Here is an 18,030-nt window from a genome sequence, read left to right as displayed (position 1 = left end):
GGTAATGACGCTTGATTTCACGACAATACTTTTGCAATGGCAGCTGCTGCTGGACGGCGCGCTGCTGACGGCAAAACTGGCGTTGATTACAACAGTAACGGGTTTTCTCATCGGTACGCTCTGCGCCGTCGCCCGTCGCTCACAGTCAGCGCTGTTTACCAGGATCGCAGCGGTCTACGTGGAGTCGATCCGCAATACGCCCTTTCTGGTGCAGATCTTCCTGGTTTACTTCGGTCTCTCCAGCCTGGGGTTCTCCTTTACCGCTTTCACCGTCTCCGTCATTGCCTTAACGATTAACGTGGGGGCTTACACCGCCGAAATCATGCGCGCCGGATTTGAATCGGTTCATAAAGGGCAATGGGAAGCGGCTGAAACGCTGGGGCTGAGCAAATGGCAGCAATACTGGCATGTTGCCCTGCGCCCGGCGATAGAGCGGGTTTATCCCTCGCTGACCAGCCAGTTTATTCTGCTGATGCTCGCCTCCTCGGTCACCTCGCAAATTTCTGCTGAAGAGTTAACGGCCACCGCTAACTTCATTCAGTCGGAAACCTATTTACCGTTTGAGACGTTCATCATCGTGGCCGCTATTTATATTGCGCTTTCGCTGCTGATGCGCCTTGGGTTCTGGCTTTTCGGACTGGTGATTTTTCCACGCCGTCGCCGTCTTGGCACCCCGATCTAAGAAGGCATAAAAATGAATATTCCCCTTAATTTCGCCCACATCCAGTTTTTACTGCAGGGTACGCTGTGGACCGCCATTCTGTCGCTGATGGCGTTCGGCGGCGGCGGCTTACTGGGTTTTGTCATCGCCATGGGACGCATCGCGCCCCTGCGGCCGCTGCGCCTGCTGGTTAGCGCCTGGGTGCAGCTGATACAGGGAACGCCGCTGCTGATCATTATGTTTATGGTCTACTTCGGTCTGCCGCAGCTGGGCTTCTCCATCTCCCCGCTGCTGGCGGCAGGCGTCTCACTGACTATCTATGCCAGCGCCTATCTCGGTGAAATCTGGCGCGGCTGTATTCAGTCCGTGCCGAAGGCGCAGTGGGAGGCGGCGGAGTGTCTGGCGCTGTCGCGCACCCAGCGCATGTTTAAGGTGATACTACCGCAAGCGATCAGGCTGGCTACGCCGCCAACCGTGGGCTTTTCGGTACAGATAATCAAAAACACCTCACTGGCCTCGGTGGTGGGATTCGTTGAACTGGCGCGCGCCGGGCAGCTGATTAATAACTCCATCTTCCAGCCATTCATCATCTATCTCATTGTTGCAGGCATCTATTTCTGCCTCTGCTTTCCGGTATCGGTACTCAGCCGCCGCCTTGAGCGGGGTACATCTGAAAAGCAAGCCAGGCGTCTGCAAGCGGCCGCGCCGGAAATCAATTAAGTACTGAAGGTAACCACCATGTCGATTATTACACTGAGCAATGTGCAAAAGAGTTTCGGTCACAATCAGGTGCTTAAAGACGTCTCCTTTTCGGTTAATCAGGGCCAGGTTGTGGCGCTTATCGGCGCCAGTGGCTCAGGTAAAAGCACCGCGCTGCGCTGCATTGACCGACTGGAAACCATCAACGGCGGCAGCATCGAAGTATGCGGTCATAACGTTGAAGATCCGCACGTCGATCTGCGCAAACTGCGCCAGGACGTCGGCATCGTATTTCAGAGTTACAACCTGTTTCCCCATCTGACCATTGAGCAAAACATTACCCTCGGGCCGGTATCGGTAAAAAAAATGGCCCGGTCCGACGCCAGAACCCTGGCGCTATCGGTACTTGAGCAGGTTGGCCTGGCGGATAAGGCCGATAGCTATCCTGAACAGCTTTCAGGCGGTCAGCAGCAGCGCGCCGCCATCGCCCGTTCGCTGGCAATGAAACCCAAAGTGATGCTGTTTGATGAAGTGACTTCCGCATTAGATCCCAAGCTCACCGGCGAGGTGCTGCGCGTTATTGAACGTCTGGCGGGCAGCGGCATGACCATGATTATGGTGACGCATGAGATGAACTTCGCGCGCAAAGTCGCCGATAAGGTGATTTTTATGCATCAGGGGAAAGTGCATGAAAGCGGTACGGTCGCCATTCTGAAAACACCGGAAACCGTTGAGCTACAGGAATTTGTATCAAACGATCTTTGAACCATTAATTCATCACCCGTAACTACCGTAAGGAAAATAATAATGAACCCTACAAAGAAAATCGCCCTGTTCGCTACCTTACTGTCTGCCGTTATCACGCTGCCGGCTTCGGCAAACGCGCTGCAAGATATCCAGCAGCGCGGAGAGCTACGCGTCGCTACCGATATGTCCCTGCCGCCTTCGGGCATGCTGGATGCGTCGATGAAGCCCGTCGGTTCCGACGTTGAAACCGCCGAGCTGCTGGCCAAAGACTGGGGATTAAAGCTTAAGTTTATCGAAACTACCGGCCCGACGCGCATCCCCAACTTACAGACCAACAAGGCGGATATTGTTATTTCCACCCTATCCGTTACGCCTGAACGCGCAAGGGTCGTCGACTTTACCCGCGCCTATGCCGGATTACGTTCAGTGATCGCCGCGCCGGCTGCGACTAAAGTCAGCGACTGGGGCGACCTTAAAGGTCACGCGATCACCGTTACCCGCGGCACCACTCAGGATTCCATGCTCAGTAAAGACGCGATGAAAAATGGCTACACCATCCAGCGCTATGATGACGATGCCACGCTGGTCACCGCCGCCGTCAGCGGCCAGGCTTATGCCGTCGCCACTTCGGCCACGTTGGTTAATCAGATAAAGAAACAGAATCCTAAGCTGGCCTTTGAGCCTAAAATGACGCTGACGGTTTTTGATTTAGCCATTGGCCTGAGAAAAAATGAGCCGGAGTTAAAGGAAAAGCTCAACCAGTGGATTGAAACCAACCTCAAAAACGGCAAGCTGAGCGCTATTTACCAGAAATATCACGGCGAACCGGTTCCGGCCGAAATTATTAGCCGAAAATAAGTGCGGAACGCCAGCAAAACAACGCGCCCGGCGCTTTTATCGCCGGCGCGTTAAGCGCATTACAGCCGCCCGTATTCACTGCACAATAGCCACTTTATCGGCTCATCTTCCTGAATAACCGGAAAGCGGCCACTGGCTTGCAGAAAACAGTTGTCCTGGCGATCGTCATTAACCCGCGAAATTTCCCAGCCCAGCACAAAGCCTTTTTCGGCCCAAAAGCGATGATATAAGCGCGTCGGTAAACAGACGCCCTGCCCCGGTTTCAAGACCAGAGTATCGCCGAACTTCAGCATGCGCTGCCTGCCATCTACCGCCACGCTGACGCTGCGCTGGTCATCCAGCCGCTCATCCTCTGTCGCCCATGCCAGTTGCATACAAAGATCGCCGCCGCCGCGGTTAATAATATCCTCCATTTTTTGATAGTGAAAATGCCACGGCGTCTGCTGGTCCTGCTGAATCTGCAGCATTTTTTCAGCGAAAGGTTTGGGATAGCGCGCATCGTTTAGCGCGCCGTTACGTAGCGTCAGTAGCGTCAGGCCGGTTTCATTAAAACAGCCGCTGCCAAAATCAGTGATATCCCAGCCCAGCTGTAAATCATGAACTTCCTGCCAACCTTCAGCCAGTTTTTGCGGCCAGATATCGGCGGTAAACCAGGCGAACTCCGGCAGACAAACGCGAAAAGTTTCAGCAACGGCGTGCGCCTTATCAATGGCATAATTTATCTGTGAACGTTTCATTTTTAACCTCCGCTGCGCACGGCCAGCCAGGCAGCGCCACGCATACCGCTGCTATCGCCATGGCACGCAGAAATAATCGGGGTAGTGAAAGAATCAGTAAACACCAGCCCATAGCCGGCACCGGCGCCATCGCACGCCTCGGATAAAGCGAAACAGTTGCCATCATTAGCCAGCACCACCCGCTGGCCGAGACGCTGCTGCAATGCATCCTGCAACCGGTAGACGTTAATGACCTGAATGTTGGCATTTCTGATGGTGCCGGTATGCGGCGAAATGCTACCAGGCAGCGCGATGCCCGTTGTCAGCGGCTGTCCAATCCGCGCGCGAATATCAGCAATAAAATCGACGATTGTCGCCACAAACTGCTGACGGGTACGCTTTTGCGTTGCGCAACGAAAACGACCGAACTCGCGGCCGTGCTCATCCATAACCACGGCGGCGATCTTACTGCCGCCAACGTCCAGACCGAGATATTGCATCGCTGCCCCCTGATGCCAGCAGGCGGGTTACCCCGCCTTAGCGCAGCCTTAATAGAGGCTGGCCTTGCCGGTTGAGCCAAACAGCTTCATTTTGTGACGGATAACCTCGCGTGCGGCATTGATCGGTTCCGGATAAATCACATTCGGGTCCCACCAGCTCTCCCTGGCGAGAATTTCACGTGCTTTCTGGAAATAGGCATACTTCATGTCACTTGAAATATTGATTTTTCCGACGCCAAGGGTTACCGACTCGGCGATCTCAGCATCCGGGTTGGCCGAACCGCCGTGCAGCACCAGCGGAATCGATACGCGTCCGGCAATATCGCGCAAAATGTTCATCTGCAGTTCCGGCTGCATTCCTTTCGGATAGATGCCGTGCGCAGTGCCGATCGCGACCGCCAGGGTATCCACGCCGGTACGGGTGACAAAATCTTCCGCCTGCGCCGGGTCGGTATAGGTCACCTTCGATACGCCCCCCTCAACGGAAGTCCCCGTCTGGCCGATCGTGCCAAGCTCCCCTTCAACGGAGACGCCAACCGCGTGCGCCAGCCGCACCGCCTCGCAGGTAAGCGCCACGTTTTCTTCGTAAGGCAGCAAGGAGCCATCAATCATCACCGAAGTGAAACCGCACTGGATGGCACGCTGCACGTGCTCAATCGAGGCGCCATGATCGAGATGTAGAGTAAAAGGCACGCGGCTGCGCAGGGTAATTTCGCGAACGTAGCCAAAAAAAGCATCGCCGACAAAGTCGTGTTCGCTGGGGTGAATCGAAATAATCGCCGGCGTGTTGGTTGCTTCAGCTTCCTCCACGACGGCGCGAATAAAACAGCTATCCGCCACGTTAAAAGCGCCGATGGCAAACCCATGTTCGCGGGTCGGTTTAAGCAGTTCTTTCATTGAAACTAACATCGTTATTCTCCAGTTTCAGGGTGTAGCAGGCCTTGCCAGGGCGCGAATGCGCTGGCACGGAAGGTATCGTGAAATATAATCAGGCTTTATATATTGAGCCGGACGCCTGCAAATAGGGGGCGAGAGCTTCGGCGCTGGCCTGTTCCATCGCCGCGAGCGCATCGGTCAGCTCAATCGAACTGTCGTGGCACAGGGTATGCAGCAGAGCGCCCTTCCCGGCTTCAAATGAGGCGGCGCCAACGTTGATTTTCGCCACGCCGAACGCCGGACAGCGCTCCAGCTGTTCAAACGGTGTACCACTACCGCCGTGTAACGCCAGCGGCACGCTGGAAGCGCGCTGGATCTCCGCCAGACGGTCAAAATCGATTTGCGGCTTCACTCCAGGCGCGTAAACGCCGTGCGCCGTACCAACGGAGACCGCCAGCAGGTCAATATCGGTCTGCTCAATAAAGGGAGCGACGTCCGCCGGCTGCGTCATCAGATCGGCATTGGTCGCATGGTCGTAGACCGGCGCATCCGCCAGGTGTCCCAGCTCGCCTTCAACGCACAGCGGCCCAACGCCGGAGACCAGCTGCGTCACCTCACGCGTCTGGCGAATATTTTCCGCCAGTGGAAACGCCGAGGCATCGATCATCAGCCCGCTGAATCCGGCGCGAAAAGCCTGACGAATTTTGATCGGATCTTTACCGTGATCGAGGCTAAGCGTCACGGGGATGCTCGCCTCATCGGCCAGCGCTCTGACCACCGCCGCTGCGGTTGCCGGCGGAAAGTGCGCCAGATGCCCCTGATAGAGATTGAGAATAATCGGCGCACGGTATTTTTCCGCCGCCCGTACCGCTGCACGCGCGCTTTCCAGGTTCATGCAGTTAATCGCTAACAGGGCATAACGTTCCTTCCAGGCTTTGGCCAGCATCGTTTTCATATCGGCAAACATAGAGCCTCCGTTTATTCGAGAGTAAAGGTGATTTCGTCGTCGTTAACTTTCTGATCATTCAGCTCGTCAAACTCCTCATCACGCTCGGTTACCGGTTTTTTCCACAGCGACAGCATCACGCCGCAGATCACCGTGCCAATCGCCAGCGCCAGGCAAAAAACCAGCGGATGGATAAACAGCGGTACCACAAACATCCCACCATGCGGCACCGGGCTGCCGACTTCCCAGGTCATGATTAGCCCGCCGGCCACCGCCGAAGCGACGACGCAGGAGCCCACTACTCGCAGCAGATCGCGGGCGGCAATCGGGATCACGCCTTCGGTTATCATGCAGATCCCCATGGGGAATGCGGCCTTTAGTGCCTCGGTTTCGGCGCGGGTATATTTATGCCGGGTTAGCAGGAATGACAGGGTTATGCCAAATGGCGGGATCATTGAGCCGGCAAACTTCACCGCCTCCGGCCCGTAGACGCCGCTTACCAGCAGTCCGTCGGCAAACAGCGACATGGTTTTATTCACCGGGCCACCGAAATCGAAGGTTGCCATCGCGCCGAGAATAGCGCCCAGCAGGAAACGCGAACCGCCCTGAATTGACTGCAGCATATGGATCAGCGCTTCCTGCAGCATGGCAATCGGCTTACCTATCAGGGTCATCATCAGCAGACCGCTAATAACGGTGCTTAATACCGGCAATATCATAACCGGCATCAGCCCCTGCATCGATTTCGGCAGGCGGATATAGTGCTTAAGCAGCAGTACCGTATAGCCCACCAGAAAGCCGCCTAACATGCCGCCGATAAAGCCGGTGTGGCTCTGTCCGCAGACAAACCCCACGATCAGCCCCGGCGCAAAACCCGGACGATCAGCAATCGAGTAGGCGATGGCGGCGCAGATCAGCGGCACAATCAGCCCCATTCCCCAACCGCCGATTTGGTTGAGCATCCAGGGGATGGTGCCGACTTTTTCTGCCACGTTGGTGCCACCAAACACCTGGCCGAGAGCGATACAGATCCCGGCGGCGACAATCAGCGGTATCATCCATGAAATACCAGTTAACAAATGCTTTTTAATTTCCTGCGTGATGGGGGTTTTATTCTCACTCATGGTAGATCCCTCCAGAATAAGGATCAGGCATTGGCCAATGATTTCTCGACCTTTTCGATAAACTGAATCGGCGACTTAATAACCACTTCGGTTTTTACTCTGACGATCCGTTTATTTTTAAATCGCTCTTCACCCTTAATTTTCACATCAACAGCAAGAATAACGACATCCGCAGCGGCAATGTCTTCAGCAGCAAGCTCATTCTCAGTACCAATAGTTCCCTGAGTTTCAACTTTGATATTGTGGCCCAGCGCTTTCGCGCCTTTAATTAACTTCTCTCGTGCGATATAGGTATGAGCAATACCCGCGGTACAGGCGGCAACACAGACAATATTCATCTCAGACTCCAGTGTTATTGTTAGCAAACATCCGACTCAGCATATTGACTGAATAAATCAATAATCTTTTGCGGACTGGTTTCTTTGAGTAGCTGTTCAATTACGTCATCATCAGCCAGCGCTCCGGCGACCTGGGAGAGCAGGCGAATATGGGTAGTGTTTTGATCTTCCAGACGGACGGCAAACAAAATAATGCAGCGTACGTGACTGCCATCCAACGTTTCCCAGGCAATATCCTGTCGGGTGCGGCCGATTGCCAGGGTAGTATTCACCACGGCAGACGATTTTCCATGCGGGATTGCAATATGATTTTCAAAGCCGGTTGATCCTTCGGACTCGCGCTGCCAGACATCCTGAATAAACGTTTCCCGGCAGCTGATCGCACCATCTTTATGTAATAAGTCAGTAAGCTCTTCGATAGCTTCAGCTTTATTGGTGGCGTTCATATCGAGCAGGACGCGTTTGGTGTTTAAAATCTTGCTTATGTCCATATTCCTCACCTCATGGATATAAAATTTTATTGCCAGCGGCAGACATTGCCGCATGGTGTAATTTCTCAGTGATAACCTTCTCGGTAACTCGTCTAATGTCTGCATCATTAAAAAACGCGCTGACATACACCACCGGCAAAGCGAAATCCGGCAGATTAATCGTTGAGATCACCAGTTCAATATTGTCCTGCGGCTGGAGAGCATTCAGGCTGGCTGCCGGCATCACGCCAACGATAGTCCAGTCCGGAAAGGCTCTCAGCACCCGACTTTTCAGCAGATGTGACGTGCCAATACCGGTTGAACACACCAGCAGAACACGCTTTTTGACAACCTGTCTTTCCAGCGCCGCCTGAAAATGGACGGTGAGATAACCAATTTCATCATCAGAAACTGCCTGCTTTCCCCAACTGCTGAAAACCTGATTTACCGCTCGCTGGGTAAGCGGCCAGACGTCGGTTAATTCGTCTTTAATTTCTTCCAGCAGCGGATTACGAATATAGATACGATAATTAAGGCGGTTAATCAGCGGCTTAATATGAATAAGCAGCCCCTCATATAGCGCGCTGTCGCCGGTTAGATCGATATCGATCATGACCGAAAAGACGGCAATCAGTCGGGTGGTAATCTGTCGGGCTTCATCGCTGGAATGCATGTAGCGCATCATGCTGACATCATTACGCTCTTCAACCACCACGCCCGAGGAGATGATGTACTGATAAATAAACCAGCTTTCATCTTCCGGCAGAGGATGCGCGATACGCGCTTCAATCTTTTGCAGCATATTTTTAGCAACACTAAAAATAGATTCATCAAATAGCTGATGCCCCTGCTCAAGGCGCGGCAAAGCGTTACCGCGCGTTATGCGATACATCATAATCAAAATATGGGTAAAGATATTGACGTAATAAGGTTCTCCCAGCGACCAGCTTAGTTTACGCTCCATTTCCTGAAGTAATGACTGGACAAATAGAACGTCCTCCTCGCCAAAATAGTTTATTAACGCTTTATAACTGCCAGAATCCAGTCGCGAGTGAATAATAGCGCCTGGCTCATTATGATTAATAATGCCATTAATCAACGAAGCCATCGCCTGACGCACGCTGGTTTCACTGCCTTCAATATGGGTGCCGCTCTGGCTGCGAATAAGCGTTAAATCCAGCGGTGCTATCCAGGATTCAATAACTTTTAAATCATTAACAATTGAGGCGCTGCTGATGAAATAACGTTCAGAAAGTTTATTTATCGAGGTTTCTTTCGGCGTTTCGCTTAATAACTGCGAAGCAATTTTGACCCGTCTGGAGTTATTCATCATTACATCTATTTCATCAACTTCACCGCTAAGAAAATGTTCTAATTGCAAAAGGTCAGTGAAATTATTGGTTATCAGCATAACACCGGACCCTGAGCGCTTATCAAGCCCTATTTTCCATTCTGACAACCATTGTTCAAGAAAGCGTAAATCACGTTGAATAGTTTTCGCTGAAACGTTCAGATGTTCTGAAATTTTCAATAGCGTAACATATTCCTTTTTCGATAAGAGGAACTTCAATAATCTGCTCTGTCGCGAGGTAATCACTTGCATTATTTACCCTTATTACATACCAGATTAATATTAATTAAGTTCGCTATACCATGCGAGCCAGGTAAAAATAACTGAGGATAAATATAGGAAGGCAAGGAGTGAATAACAATACTAAATTTTGTCCGTCCATCAGGACAAAAACAACACAGGAAGAGTAAATAGCTGGAATTGATAATTCAGATCACACTTTTCGGTTAAATATATGTGACCACGATCTCAAACTGGCACATAAATTCAATCCGGCAGCATTAAAATAAAATTTATTACTTATCGGATAAACACTGATAGCGATGCGGAGAGAAAATGCTGAAGGCTGAAACAGAGTAGCAAACGTAAATAATAGCGTGAACAAATAGCAGACCGCTGCCGCGCCATCGACTCCGGCCCGATGACGCAGCACACTCAGGCGAAAAAGCTAATAACGGTTCAAAAACTGTTTGATGCGCGGGCTGGCACCGTCATCAAAGAAAACCGCCGGCTTTTCATTGGCGACGATCGCCCCACCTTCCATAAAGATCACCCGGTCGGCCACCTCGCGGGCAAAGCGTAACTCATGGGTAACGACAATCATCGTCATGCCGGCTCCGGCCAGCTGGCGCATCACGCTCAGCACCTCATCGCGCAGTTCCGGGTCCAGCGCCGACGTCGGTTCATCAAAAAAAATCACCTCAGGCTCCATCGCCAGACCCCGGGCGATGGCGACACGCTGCTTCTGACCACCGGAAAGCTTAGCCGGGTAGCTATCGGCCTTCTCCGCCAGCCCCACCTGTTTAAGCAGCGCCCTGCCGCGTGCGATGGCCTGAGATTTCTCCATTTTACGCACGCTGATAAGTCCTTCAGTGACGTTTTCCAACGCGGTCTTATGCGGGAAAAGGTTGAACGCCTGAAATACCATCGCCGTTTTCTGACGCAGCTGGGTTATCTGCTGCTTATCTTCACGCGACAGCGGCTGGCCACGGGCAATGCTGATACCATGCCCGCACACCCGGATCGTGCCGCTATCAGGCTGCTCAAGGAAGTTTAACGAACGCAGCAGCGTGGTTTTCCCTGAACCGGAGGGGCCAAGAATGACCACCACCTCACCGGCGTAAACCTCAAGATTGACATCGCGCAGTACCGGCAGTTTGTCAAAGGATTTGACCAGCGAGGTGACGGCGACTTTTGGGCTGTCTTGACTCATCGCATATACCTCGTCAGATGGCCTTCCAGCCAGGTTTGAAGAAGGGTCAGAATCTGGTTAATTATCCAGTAAATGAATCCGACCATCAGAAACATTTCCATATAGCGAAACGTTGTGGCTCCCACCTGTTCGGCAACGCGCGTCAGTTCCATTACCGTCACGGTGGACGCCAGCGAGGTATCTTTCATCAGCGCGATCAGCCGGCTTCCCAGCGGCGGCAGCGCAATGCGAAATGCCTGCGGCAGAATAATACGCCGCAGGCAGGTCCAGTAGCCCATGCCCATCGACATGCATGCTTCCCACTGTCCCTTATCGACGCTGTTGATACCTGAGCGAAAGTTTTCGCTCAGGTAGGAGGCGGAAAACAACGTCAGCGCCGTCAGCGCTGACGGAACCGGGTTGAGGGTAATACCGAGCCTCGGCAGGCCAAAATAGATCAGCAGAATTTGTACCAGCAGTGGCGTACCGCGAAAAATGGAGACATAGCTGAACGCCACAATGCGCAGCAGGCGGAGGGTTGAATTACGCATCAGCGCGATAGCCATCCCCAACACGCTGCCCAGCACAAATGCGCTGAGGCCCAGCCCCAGCGTCATTATTACCGCCTGCTGCAGCAGCGGCAGCGCACGCAGAAAAAGTTCATACATTACTTAACCTCGGCTTTGGCTTTCACAATGTCAGCGACCATCTGATAGTCCGGGCCGATATATTTTTGCGACAGTTTGCTGACCGTACCATCGGCAATCATCGCCTGGATGGCCTGATCGATGGCGGCTTTCAGGCTGTCATGGCCTTTTGGCAACGCGGCGGCAGACAGCTGATAGGTCAATGGCTGCCCCACGGCTTTAATCGGCAGATTATTGGCTTTTTTGTAGCGCTCCCCGCCGAAGTAAGAAGAGATCACCACATCAATCCGCCCATTCGCCAGGTCGTTGAACACCAGCCCGCCATTGTCATAGGCCAGAATATCGGATTTAGTCAGGTGTTCCCTTGACCAGGATTCATTGGTGGTCCCCGCCGTGGCACCCACTTTCTTGCCGTCGAGGTCGGACTGCTGATGGATATCCTCGTTGCTGTTGAGGACGTAGATGCGAAACTCCTCTACGCCATAGGGCTCAGAAAAGTCCACCTGTTTCTCACGCTCAGGAGTCGGCGTCAGATCGTTCATCACCAGGTCATACTTGTCAGTTTTCAGCCCTTCGACAAAATTTTTAAAGGTGTCGGCAATAAAGGTAACGCGCGCAATACCAATACGTTTTGCAACTTCCTTTGCCATCGCGACGTCATAACCGTCCGGCTGGTCCCGATCGTTAATAAAGCTCCACGGCGGGCTTGCCTGGGTGTTAGCAATACGGATTTCACCTTTGGCCCGTATGTCGGCCAGCGAATTATCAGCGGCGAAGGCGACACTGCTCAGGGAAAGCACCGCACTCAGCGTGAGGGCCATAAAACGGAGTTGCGTTTTCATTGTTATACCCTTGTCGTTTTGTGTGAGAAAACTAACCGGCAGCCTGTTGCCAGGCGCTAAGCGCCTGCTTCAGATCCGCAATAAGCAGTTCCGGGTCTTCAAGCCCGATGGAAATTCGAATAATCGCCTGCTGGGTTGGCGTAAAAGCTCTTGCCTGCTGCTGGCTGGCCGGATAGTAAGCAATCAGGCTATGAGTACCGCCCCAGCTCGCGCCGATGGGAAAATGGTTGAGCGCATTGAAAAAGGCGCTAATGGCCTGTTCTTTCGCCGGACGGAAGATAAAAGAGAACAGGCAGCCATTGCCGCTAAACTGTTTTTTCCAGATCTCATGCCCCGGATCGCTTTCCAGCACCGGAAACAACACGCTGTCAATCTGTGGCTGCGCTGCCAGCCAGTCCGCAACTTTACGCGTAGACGCGCTCTGATGCTGCATACGTAAAGAGAAGGTTTCCAGCCCGCGCAGTACCAGAAAGCAATCTTCCGGACTGGTGTTCAGCCCCATAATGCTTTGGGTTTCACGCAGCACGGCGTAGTCATCGGCATTATTCAAACTGATGGTGCCCATCAGCAGGTCTGAATGGCCACCAAACATCTTAGTCGCCGCCTCAATTGACAGGTCAACGCCGTGATCCAGCGGGCGAAAATAGAGCGGGCTGGCCCAGGTATTATCCAGCATGGTTTTAACGCCATATTTTTTGGCCACCGCCGTTACCGCAGCCACGTCCTGCATCTCCATCGTCACGGTGCCAGGCGCTTCCATACAAATCATGCGGGTGTTCGGGCGGATCAGCGTTTCAATCGCGCCATCAATCGTCGGGGGATAAAACTCAACGTCAACGCCCATCTGACTCAGCCAGCTGCGGGCAAAGGTTTTAAGCGCGCCGTAGCAGGAATCAGAGATCAACAGATGATCGCCACCGCGCACAAACGCCATCACTGACACCATCAGCGCCGCCTGTCCGGAGGGCACAACCACGCAGTGACGACCATTTTCCAGCGCGGCCACGCGCCGCTCAAGTTCACGCGCGGTAGGCGTGCCGGTGATGCCATAACTGTAGCCATCGGGCTGGCGCTGCTTACGCTCGGCAAACTCTTCAAAAGTATCAAACACCACCGTCGATGCACGCCATACGGCGGGAGAGAGGCTGGCAAACTTTTGCTTAGCAGGATCGATATATTGCATTTTTTAGATTCCAAAGGGATTTGCTAATGCCGATTTTCAGTGATAGTTATGCATCCAGCAATACGTGAAATTATTTACCCTATAAGCAGAGGTTATAACTTTTCATGTACCGTGAAATTGAGATTTTTCGCGCCGTCATGCTGACGGGAAGCACCAGCCGCGCGGCAGAAAAGCTAGATATTTCGCAGCCGGCGGTCAGCCAGGCGATACGCAAACTGGAAGAAAATGCCGGACTAAAACTGTTTGCCCGCGTACGCGGCCGGCTATTGCCAACCCAGGAAGCCACTGCCCTGATGGTAGATGTCGATCAACACTTTATTGGAATGGAAGCGATAGCACATCGCCTGCGCTCGCTCAGCGAACTGGGCCTCGGCAGACTGACCATTGCGGCCTATCCGGCGCTGGGAAATTTGTTTCTGCCACGGGCGATTGCCAGCTTTGACCTTGAACAGCGCAATATTCAAATTTCGCTCAAAGTACTCAGCTCGCGCGAGGTCTATCAGCAGGTGATGGCAGGTCAGGTTGATTTCGGACTGATGGCCGATGAAATTCCGCCCGGCGGGCTGGAACACTCGCCTTTTCTGAAAGCGGAGGGCGTGGTGGTTATGGCAAAAAATCATCCGCTGGCGCAGCGGAAAATCATTCATCCGGCCGATTTAGCCCGTACTGACTTTCTGGCGCTCAGTCCCGAAGACAGCAGTCAGCAGCAGCTTAATCGTCTGATGGAGCATCTTGGCCTGAGCCTCCCGGTACGGGTCGAAACGCCCTATTCATTGACCATTTGCGAAATGGCGCGTCTGGGTTCCGGCGTCGGCCTGGTCAATCCGATCGTCGCCTGGGACTTTATGCACACTGATTTGGTTATTCGCCCGTTTAGCAGCGTGGTTAACTTCGCCGGCCTGATGATTTTTCGCCCCGGCAAACCGCTGTCGGAAAACGCCCGCGAATTTATGCGAACGCTACGTATTCAGTTGGATAAAGATATGCGTGCGATGCGTCAGCATATGGCAAGAGCTTAATGCCGGCCGGGCATTAAGCCAGCGGCCGGTCGTCACGACTACGCGCGCTTATTTACGGTACTTAGCCAGCAGTTGCTGAATATCCCGCAGCCGTGAAACGGCAATTGAAGACAGCTTTTCTTTTGAAATATTGCGATCAAGAGAGATGCAATCTTTCCACAGCGAGCGCCCGGCGATAACGCCTGATGCCCCGTTGCGCAAAGAGATATCGACCTGCTTGAGGAACGTGCTATGGTCCACCCCCGCTGATAACACCGCCCAAGGGATATCGCCGCATATTTCAGTCACTTTCGCGCAGGCCGCTTCCGTACCCGGATAGGGAATTTTCAGCACTTTGGAACCGCACTCAATACAGGCCCGGCAGCCGTCCTCGATCAGCTGAGGAATTTTACTCTCGTAGGCTTCCTTCGTTTCGTTTTCCAGCCTGTAGGTAAGGAATTCAACCACCAGGAAAACGTCCTCCCGGGCGAAATCTTCGATCACCTTACGCAGCGTCGCCAGGTTGGCGCTATTGGCTTCTGGCTTATCGCTACGCAGATAGATCATGATTTTCCCGCCGGTGGCGCCCAGCTCACGCACTTTGCGGGCATTGACGCCTTCAACCATGGTTGAAATACGATAGCCTTCGGCCGAGGTTTCCCAACCTGAAGCATCCAGACCAACCAGCAGCCCGGTATTACGCGGTAAAATGCGCTCATCAATAATGCCAGGCACCGCACACAGCGGATCGAGCAGCACGCAGCCCGCTTCCGCCGCCAGGTAACGGGTAATGTCGTATTTGGTCTTACCCAGCGTCTCATTACTGATCTTTGCCTGCTCTTCGGCGCTCTCCGCCAGTAGGGTTCTCATGCCGCCACGCTGGTCGCAGGCAACAACCATCATTGATCCCTGGGCATCGCAAATCATCTGGTAACCACGACGTTCCGCAGTTGTCATTGTGTTCATCAGTTCACTCCTCATGTAATAAATAATATTCAGCACCCGTTTAAATCAGGCGGATCTTGATCCATGAAATAAGCGCGTCATTATTGGCTTGCTGGTTTTGGTTCAGGGTATATAAGTCACCGACTTCCATCGGGCATGCTTTTTCGGCCAGAACCATTAGCTCAGAAATATATTCTTCACCGGGATGTCCCTTAATTCTTTTACTGCACCGGGACTGATAACGTTCTGCCACCAGCGTCGGAGATATTTCATTCCATACTTCAATTACCCGTTCGACTCCCGACTGTTGCAGATAATCAAGCAAAACGGATTTATCACGAAAGCCAAACCATGCATCAAGAATAAAAACCGAATCCTCCGGAGAATCCCTGACAATATTAAACATTGATTCATACGCGGCATAACCCAACTTTCTGTTAAGCGTTCGGTCGATGACATCAGCGAACTGGAGCATAAATGGCTCTTTAATTTCATCAATACTCAATATGGGGATATTGAAATATTGCGAAATAACTTTCGCGACGGAACTCTTTCCGGAAGCCGGAATGCCATTTACTAAAATCAGTTTTTTCATAATAACCCAAGAATTTCATCAATAGTTGTGGCGCGTCTGATTTGCAATAGCGTTTCTTCCTTTTCCAGCAGGCCCACAATTGATGCAATACCCTCCGTTATATGTGAGTCGCCATCGACACCGCCAAACATGATGATAATATCCACCGGTTCGCTGTCATTAATCGCTAGCGGTTCGCGCAGCGTCATCATGCTAAAACAGTTTTTCAGCACCCCGCATTCAGGCCTTGCATGCGGGATCGCAATGCCCTCATCAAAAACATAATAGGCGCCATACTCCAGGGTATTCTTAATAACGGCCTGTGGATATTCCCGCGTAACAAAACCATTATAAATTAGTGGTCTGGCTGCCTGATGAATAAGGTTTTGCCATGAATCGGCAGCTACGCCTGGCTGAATATATTTATTTTCTGAAAGAAACTTTCGGATACTCATAAATCCTCATATGTTTTTTCGGATGGTGTTCCTTAATTCATCGATCTTGACAAAAACGTCATCAACTTTTTTCCTGTATGATTTACTGGAAGAAAATATATGAACAGCCTGATTGTATTTAATCATCAACTGTTTCTGGGTAGCGTTGTCTGCGGGGTTTTGCATCAAACTCTGCTCCAGTTCAATCAGTTCTTTCTCTATAACTTCTGCCGCTTGATTATTTTCATCTACTCCCTCTGCCTCATTTGAATTGAAGAGTTTTTTCAATTTTGCGAACATAATTCCTCCTCACATTTTTGAATGTGATTTGTCATTCTTGTCAGGTAGTTTCAGATAATAATGTTGCTTCTTATTTCGCTAGTTTCCTGTTTGCCAGCCAGGCGATAACGGCAACAAAGACGATAAAGCCGATAACGAACAGCCATTCATGCTGGAAAGCATGGCCGAGAACCAGACCGGTACTGATAACATCCGAGTCGCTGAAGGTCACGCCGACAAAGCCGAAAGATTCAAGCAGCGGAACCAGAATTGCCGGTAACAAGGTAATAAACAGCCCGTGAACAACGCCGCCGATTATCGCGCCCTTTCTGCCGCCCATCGCATTACCAAATACCCCGGCTGCGCCGCCGGCAAAGAAGTTGGTCAGCAAACCAGGCAGAATCATGGCAAGACCAAACATCGGGAAAATAATCATGCCGAGAATAGAACCGACAGTCGTTGCCAGAAAACCAACAATCACCGCATTAGGCGCATAGGGGAATAATACCGGACAATCCAGCGCCGGTTTGGCATTAGGAACCAGACGCATGGCGATGCCACGAAAAGCCGGCACCAGCTCATTAAGCAGCAGCCGCACGCCGCTATACAGCACGAATACCCCGGCAACAAACTGCATCGATTGCATGAATGAAAACATCAGGTAGTTCGTTCCTTTGGCATACTGGGCAATATAGGCCGGCCCGGCAAACACCGCAGGAATGAGATACATCGGGATCATAATCACTGCCATCGAAACATAAGTATCCTGCAGAAACTTAAAGTTATCCGGCAGCTCAAGATCTTCCGTCGATTTGGAGTTTTTCCCTACCGCACGCGCCACCACGGCCTGAACCAGATAGCCAATGGTGCAGAAGTGCCCCAGTGCCACGTCGTCAGAATCCGTAATTTTGCGCACAATCGGCTGGGCCAGAGCCGGCATCAGCACCGCCATAATGCCGCCGAAGATCCCCCCGGTCAGAATCAGAGTGGCACCGGTGAGTCCGGCCTTATAGCCGATAACCGTACCGATGGTCGCCATCCACAGCAGCGCCTGCCCGGTGAGAAAGATATATTTAAAAGGTGTCAGCCTGGCGATAATGATATTCACCGCGAAGATAACCAGCAGCGTCAGCGCAACCTGAGAACCCAGTTCACGGTTTGCCACGCCGGCGATGGCGGCAACATCCGTAATGTACCCCTTCATGCCAAAACCACTGGTGAAGATGTTATTAAGGAAGGTCAGCGCATCAACGATGATGTTTATACCGGCCATCATGATCAGAAAGCCGAGCAGCGTTTTAAAAGTACCCTCTAAGGTTTTACCAACCGATTTTTTTTGCAGAATCAGGCCGATCATCGCAATCAATGCGATCAGTATTGAGGCCTGACCCAACAAGTCTTTCACCAGAAAATTGATGATCCCGTTCACTT

Annotated in this window: 21 protein-coding genes and 1 pseudogene; 5 read left to right on the top strand and 17 right to left on the bottom strand. The window is 52.2% G+C overall.

Translation table 11 applies throughout. From position 1 onward, the window contains the following. Positions 1-4 precede the first annotated feature (4 nt). Genes BTJ39_RS03055 through BTJ39_RS03040 form a run of 4 tightly spaced genes read left to right on the top strand, consistent with a single transcriptional unit; the run spans position 5 to position 2,965 of the window. Positions 5-682, top strand: a complete 678-nt coding sequence (locus BTJ39_RS03055) for an amino acid ABC transporter permease (RefSeq protein ID WP_078001179.1) — start codon at positions 5-7, stop codon at positions 680-682. 12 nt (positions 683-694) lie between these two features. Beyond that, the gene (locus BTJ39_RS03050) at positions 695-1,381 is read left to right on the top strand and encodes an amino acid ABC transporter permease (RefSeq protein ID WP_078001178.1); all 687 of its coding nucleotides are present in this window, start codon (positions 695-697) and stop codon (positions 1,379-1,381) included. Positions 1,382-1,399: 18 nt separating this feature from the next. Next, complete coding sequence (locus BTJ39_RS03045) at positions 1,400-2,125, top strand: amino acid ABC transporter ATP-binding protein (protein ID WP_078001177.1); 726 nt, start codon at positions 1,400-1,402, stop codon at positions 2,123-2,125. A 42-nt stretch (positions 2,126-2,167) separates the two neighbouring features. Next, positions 2,168-2,965 carry a transporter substrate-binding domain-containing protein gene (locus BTJ39_RS03040; protein WP_078001176.1) on the top strand — a complete coding sequence of 266 codons (798 nt, stop codon included), beginning with the start codon at positions 2,168-2,170 and terminating at the stop codon, positions 2,963-2,965. A gap of 59 nt (positions 2,966-3,024) precedes the next feature. Here the strand turns inward: BTJ39_RS03040 and BTJ39_RS03035 are convergent, their stop codons facing one another. The 12 genes and pseudogenes from BTJ39_RS03035 to metC all read right to left on the bottom strand — a co-directional run bounded on the left by BTJ39_RS03035 (position 3,025) and on the right by metC (position 13,369). Beyond that, positions 3,025-3,702, bottom strand: coding sequence for a D-lyxose/D-mannose family sugar isomerase (locus BTJ39_RS03035; RefSeq protein ID WP_078001175.1), 678 nt, complete (start codon positions 3,700-3,702; stop codon positions 3,025-3,027). 98 nt (positions 3,703-3,800) lie between these two features. Then, a pseudogene (locus BTJ39_RS03030) lies at positions 3,801-4,181 on the bottom strand (ROK family protein); the annotation flags it as partial. Positions 4,182-4,229: 48 nt separating this feature from the next. Further along, positions 4,230-5,090 (bottom strand): ketose-bisphosphate aldolase, encoded by an 861-nt coding sequence (locus tag BTJ39_RS03025; RefSeq protein WP_078001174.1) that lies wholly within the window; start codon positions 5,088-5,090, stop codon positions 4,230-4,232. A gap of 79 nt (positions 5,091-5,169) precedes the next feature. Continuing rightward, entirely contained in the window at positions 5,170-6,024 is an 855-nt protein-coding gene (locus BTJ39_RS03020) for a class II fructose-bisphosphate aldolase (RefSeq protein ID WP_078001173.1), read from the bottom strand. An 11-nt stretch (positions 6,025-6,035) separates the two neighbouring features. Beyond that, positions 6,036-7,127 carry a PTS fructose transporter subunit IIC gene (locus BTJ39_RS03015; protein ID WP_078001172.1) on the bottom strand — a complete coding sequence of 364 codons (1,092 nt, stop codon included), beginning with the start codon at positions 7,125-7,127 and terminating at the stop codon, positions 6,036-6,038. Positions 7,128-7,150: 23 nt separating this feature from the next. Continuing rightward, a complete protein-coding gene (locus BTJ39_RS03010; protein WP_078001171.1) occupies positions 7,151-7,465 on the bottom strand; it encodes a PTS fructose transporter subunit IIB in 315 nt (104 codons plus the stop codon). A gap of 20 nt (positions 7,466-7,485) precedes the next feature. Then, on the bottom strand, positions 7,486-7,956 hold the full coding sequence (locus BTJ39_RS03005; protein WP_078001170.1) for a PTS sugar transporter subunit IIA: 471 nt from the start codon (positions 7,954-7,956) through the stop codon (positions 7,486-7,488). Between the two features lie 10 nt (positions 7,957-7,966). Then, positions 7,967-9,538, bottom strand: a complete 1,572-nt coding sequence (locus BTJ39_RS03000; protein ID WP_078001169.1) for a BglG family transcription antiterminator — start codon at positions 9,536-9,538, stop codon at positions 7,967-7,969. A gap of 415 nt (positions 9,539-9,953) precedes the next feature. Further along, positions 9,954-10,718: an amino acid ABC transporter ATP-binding protein gene (locus BTJ39_RS02995; protein ID WP_078001168.1), complete on the bottom strand. Its 765-nt coding sequence runs from the start codon at positions 10,716-10,718 to the stop codon at positions 9,954-9,956. Next, on the bottom strand, positions 10,715-11,365 hold the full coding sequence (locus BTJ39_RS02990) for an amino acid ABC transporter permease (RefSeq protein ID WP_078001167.1): 651 nt from the start codon (positions 11,363-11,365) through the stop codon (positions 10,715-10,717). The genes BTJ39_RS02995 and BTJ39_RS02990 overlap by 4 nt, the downstream gene beginning before the upstream one ends. Further along, positions 11,365-12,186: a transporter substrate-binding domain-containing protein gene (locus tag BTJ39_RS02985; RefSeq protein ID WP_078001166.1), complete on the bottom strand. Its 822-nt coding sequence runs from the start codon at positions 12,184-12,186 to the stop codon at positions 11,365-11,367. Before BTJ39_RS02985 ends, BTJ39_RS02990 begins: the two co-directional genes overlap by 1 nt. 31 nt (positions 12,187-12,217) lie before the next feature. After that, positions 12,218-13,369, bottom strand: coding sequence for a cystathionine beta-lyase (gene metC / locus BTJ39_RS02980; protein WP_078001165.1), 1,152 nt, complete (start codon positions 13,367-13,369; stop codon positions 12,218-12,220). 104 nt (positions 13,370-13,473) lie between these two features. Between metC and BTJ39_RS02975 the strand changes: the two genes are divergently transcribed. After that, the gene (locus BTJ39_RS02975; RefSeq protein ID WP_078001164.1) at positions 13,474-14,388 is read left to right on the top strand and encodes a LysR substrate-binding domain-containing protein; all 915 of its coding nucleotides are present in this window, start codon (positions 13,474-13,476) and stop codon (positions 14,386-14,388) included. Between the two features lie 48 nt (positions 14,389-14,436). On the opposite strand, the gene BTJ39_RS02970 is transcribed toward BTJ39_RS02975, so the two are convergent. The 5 genes from BTJ39_RS02970 to BTJ39_RS02950 all read right to left on the bottom strand — a co-directional run bounded on the left by BTJ39_RS02970 (position 14,437) and on the right by BTJ39_RS02950 (position 18,028). Beyond that, positions 14,437-15,333 (bottom strand): beta/alpha barrel domain-containing protein, encoded by an 897-nt coding sequence (locus BTJ39_RS02970; protein WP_078001163.1) that lies wholly within the window; start codon positions 15,331-15,333, stop codon positions 14,437-14,439. Positions 15,334-15,373: 40 nt separating this feature from the next. Further along, positions 15,374-15,907 (bottom strand): P-loop nucleotide/nucleoside kinase family protein, encoded by a 534-nt coding sequence (locus BTJ39_RS02965; protein ID WP_078001162.1) that lies wholly within the window; start codon positions 15,905-15,907, stop codon positions 15,374-15,376. Continuing rightward, positions 15,904-16,341 (bottom strand): PTS sugar transporter subunit IIA, encoded by a 438-nt coding sequence (locus BTJ39_RS02960; RefSeq protein ID WP_078001161.1) that lies wholly within the window; start codon positions 16,339-16,341, stop codon positions 15,904-15,906. Before BTJ39_RS02960 ends, BTJ39_RS02965 begins: the two co-directional genes overlap by 4 nt. A 6-nt stretch (positions 16,342-16,347) precedes the next feature. Beyond that, positions 16,348-16,620: a hypothetical protein gene (locus tag BTJ39_RS02955; RefSeq protein WP_078001160.1), complete on the bottom strand. Its 273-nt coding sequence runs from the start codon at positions 16,618-16,620 to the stop codon at positions 16,348-16,350. Positions 16,621-16,690: 70 nt separating this feature from the next. After that, positions 16,691-18,028, bottom strand: coding sequence for a PTS sugar transporter subunit IIC (locus BTJ39_RS02950; protein ID WP_078001159.1), 1,338 nt, complete (start codon positions 18,026-18,028; stop codon positions 16,691-16,693). Between the last annotated feature and the right edge of the window lie 2 nt (positions 18,029-18,030).

The sequence above is a fragment of the Izhakiella australiensis genome (assembly GCF_002006995.1).
In the GTDB taxonomy this organism is placed as follows: domain Bacteria; phylum Pseudomonadota; class Gammaproteobacteria; order Enterobacterales; family Enterobacteriaceae; genus Izhakiella; species Izhakiella australiensis.
The sequence above is the reverse complement of the archived record's forward strand: the minus strand, read 5'-3'. Positions and strand labels throughout refer to the sequence as shown.